The 3,114-nt window shown below is 62.6% G+C and carries 1 protein-coding gene and 1 pseudogene; one reads left to right on the top strand and one right to left on the bottom strand.

Annotated features, from left to right (window positions below):
* Positions 1-458: 458 nt before the first annotated feature.
* Complete coding sequence (locus tag EN893_RS26110) at positions 459-1,991, top strand: acyl-CoA carboxylase subunit beta (RefSeq protein ID WP_127269638.1); 1,533 nt, start codon at positions 459-461, stop codon at positions 1,989-1,991.
* 40 nt (positions 1,992-2,031) lie between these two features.
* Here the strand turns inward: EN893_RS26110 and EN893_RS26105 are convergent.
* Positions 2,032-3,114, bottom strand: a pseudogene (locus EN893_RS26105) (hypothetical protein); the annotation flags it as partial.

Genomic DNA, 3,114 nt, shown 5'->3' with positions numbered 1-3,114 from the left:
AAACCGGTGAGTTCCGCAGTGCTACCGGGCAAAGTGTTTTCGTTGGTCAAAATAATCTTCTTTCACGCGGCTTCTGGCCGCAAACATCGATGGCGGCAGGGCGCAACCTGCCGTCGAAAAATCTGTGATGAACGACAAGGCGGGCGGACGTATTCGTCCACTCGGCTGCGCTGTCGTGCCCGCAGGCATCATGCCACGGGGCTTTTTCACCGCTTTGTGATTTACCGGAAAAAGGGCCGATATACCGGAAAGAGGGGAAACAGACGCAACCAGTCTCATTCGTCGAGAAGGCCGGATTCGTTCCCGGCCCAAGCGCCTATGGGCTGCATATGGCTGAGTTCGCCGCCAAATGCAAGGGGCGTCATGCTGCAGCGCAACAAAACCCGTGGCGCAAGCGGCGCTTGCGCTCGCTTGCCGGCACGATTACCACGAAATGCCACTGGCTTGGGAGGTAATCGATGAAAGACGTTCTCAAGGAACTCGAGCGCCGCCGCGAGATTGCCCGCATGGGCGGCGGCCAGGCTCGCATCGATGCCCAGCACAAGAAGGGCAAGCTCACCGCGCGCGAACGCATCGAGGTGTTTCTCGACGAGGGCTCGTTCGAGGAATTCGACATGTATGTCGAGCACCGCTCGACCGACTTCGGCATGGAGAACACCAAGATCGCCGGCGACGGCGTCGTCACCGGCTGGGGCACCGTCAACGGCCGCCCGGTCTACCTCTTCGCCAAGGACTTTACCGTATTCGGGGGCTCGCTGTCGGAAGCGCATGCCGAGAAGGTCATCAAGGTGCAGGAGATGGCGCTGCGCAACCGGGCGCCGATCATCGGCCTCTACGATGCTGGCGGCGCGCGCATCCAGGAAGGCGTGGCAGCACTCGGCGGCTATGCCGAGATCTTTCAGCGCAACGTGCTGGCCTCAGGCGTCATTCCGCAGATTTCCGTCATCATGGGACCGTGCGCCGGCGGCGACGTCTATTCGCCTGCCATGACCGACTTCATCTTCATGGTGCGCGACACTTCCTACATGTTCGTCACCGGACCGGATGTGGTGAAGACCGTGACCAACGAGACGGTGACCGCCGAGAGCCTCGGCGGCGCTTCCGTCCATACGACGAAATCGTCGATCGCCGACGGAGCCTATGACAATGACGTCGAGGCGCTGCTGCAGATGCGCCGGCTGGTCGACCTGCTGCCGGCTTCCAACACATCGGAGCTTCCCGAGATCGAATGCTACCAGTCGGTCACCGACCATGATTTGTCGCTCGACCGGCTGATTCCCGACAACGCCAACAAGCCCTACGACATCAAGGAACTGATCATGAAAGTTGCCGACGAAGGCGACTTCTTCGAAATCCAGCAGAACTTCGCCAAGAACATCGTCACCGGGTTCGGGCGCGTCGAGGGCCGCACCGTCGGCTTCGTCGCCAACCAGCCGATGGTGCTGGCCGGCGTGCTCGATTCCGACGCCAGCCGCAAGGCGGCCCGTTTCGTGCGCTTCTGCGACTGTTTTTCGATCCCGATCGTCACCTTCGTCGATGTCCCCGGCTTCCTGCCTGGCACCGCGCAGGAATATGGCGGGCTGATCAAGCATGGCGCGAAACTCCTGTTCGCCTATGCCGAGGCCACCGTACCGAAGATCACCGTCATCACCCGCAAAGCCTATGGCGGCGCCTATGACGTGATGGCGTCGAAACATCTGCGCGGCGACATGAACTATGCCTGGCCGACGGCGCAGATCGCGGTGATGGGTGCCAGGGGGGCGGTCGAGATCATTTATCGCAAGGACATCGGTGACATCGAAAAGATCGCAGCCCACACAAAGGCTTACGAGGATCGCTTCCTGTCGCCCTTCGTCGCCGCCGAGCGCGGCTATGTCGATGAGGTGATCATGCCGCACTCGACCCGCCGCCGCATCGCGCGCGCGCTGCGCATGCTGCGCAACAAGGACATGCAGAACCCCTGGAAGAAGCACGACAACATCCCGCTGTGAGGCGTGGCTGGGCATCTATCCGAGGTAACCGTCGGGCAGCTCACTCCTCTTCCGCCGCGCCAAATCCCGCCCCCATGGTGGCGCGGACAGGGCTGCCCCATGGCGTCGCGTGATTGTCGATACGCATCTGGAAGATAAAGTAAGTCGGCGAGCAGAAGCCGATGCCTTTCACCTTGCCGATGCCCGGCGTGTCAGGCGGCAGTGACTGGCACATATAGTCCTCGCGGCAGAAATGATCGGCCGAACAGGCCGGCCGGTTGCCGCGATTGACGGCGCCGCCAAGACATTGGTCGAAATTGTTGGTGGCCACGCAGATATCGAATTTCTTGCCGCCGACCAGCCCGCAAATCTCGTTCGGCATCGGCTTGCCGGCTTTGAAGGCCGCGAAGTCGCGGTCCTTGTCGTCGCAGCCGCGATAAGCGATCCCGCCCGGCACGCCGATCTTCGGCGGCCGGCAGGTATAGGCGGTGCGCGAGACATCCGGGGCGAAGGCCGCGAACTGGCCCGATCTGCTGTAGCGGTCGTTGAAAGGCTGCACCGCGTTGCTGGCGATCGAGCCGGTCAGGCAGGGGTGGCCGGAAAACATTTTTTCGCTGTCCTTGGGCAGCAGGCATTGCGCCAGTTTCGTGTGCACGCCTGAAGCGGTGGCCAGCGGCGTGCAGACGGTGCCGCCGTCGCATTGCCAGGTCGCGCCGAACCGCGCGGCATCTTCCGGCATCAGGCAAGGCATGGCCATCTCCGCCGGCGCGTAATCAACCGCGTCGGCGTTCGTCCAGACCGCCGGCGGCGCAAAGGAGAGCGGACGGAAGCGGTTCGGCTGCTTGCCTTCGGCCGTGGCGGCGAGCCACGCCTGGCGCCGCGGGATCTCGGCATGAAGATGCGGCGAAATCCCGACCTCGATGCGGTTCAACGGCGATGTCGTCTTGTCGTCTAGCCCGATGAAATGGAAACCGGCCGTCGAACCCGCCTGATGGCAACCCTGGCAGGCGCCATTGTCCAGCCGCTCGACCAGCGCTTCCGGCGTGCGCACCAGTTTCAGCGCGGAATAATCGAGCGGTGCGAAATCCTTGGGCTGGAATAATTGCGTAAACGGATGATTGGCCTGCCGCGCGCTGCCGAAGGT

It is taken from the genome of Mesorhizobium sp. M7A.F.Ca.CA.004.04.2.1 (assembly GCF_004022825.1).
Lineage (GTDB): Bacteria > Pseudomonadota > Alphaproteobacteria > Rhizobiales > Rhizobiaceae > Mesorhizobium.
Note: the sequence above shows the minus strand (reverse complement) of the source record. Positions and strands in the feature narration are given on the sequence as shown.

What these genes read in the sequence shown, in the direction of transcription:
- EN893_RS26110 (WP_127269638.1), top strand. Translation starts at nt 459, where the DNA reads ATGAAAGACGTTCTCAAGGAACTCGAGCGCCGCCGCGAGATTGCCCGC.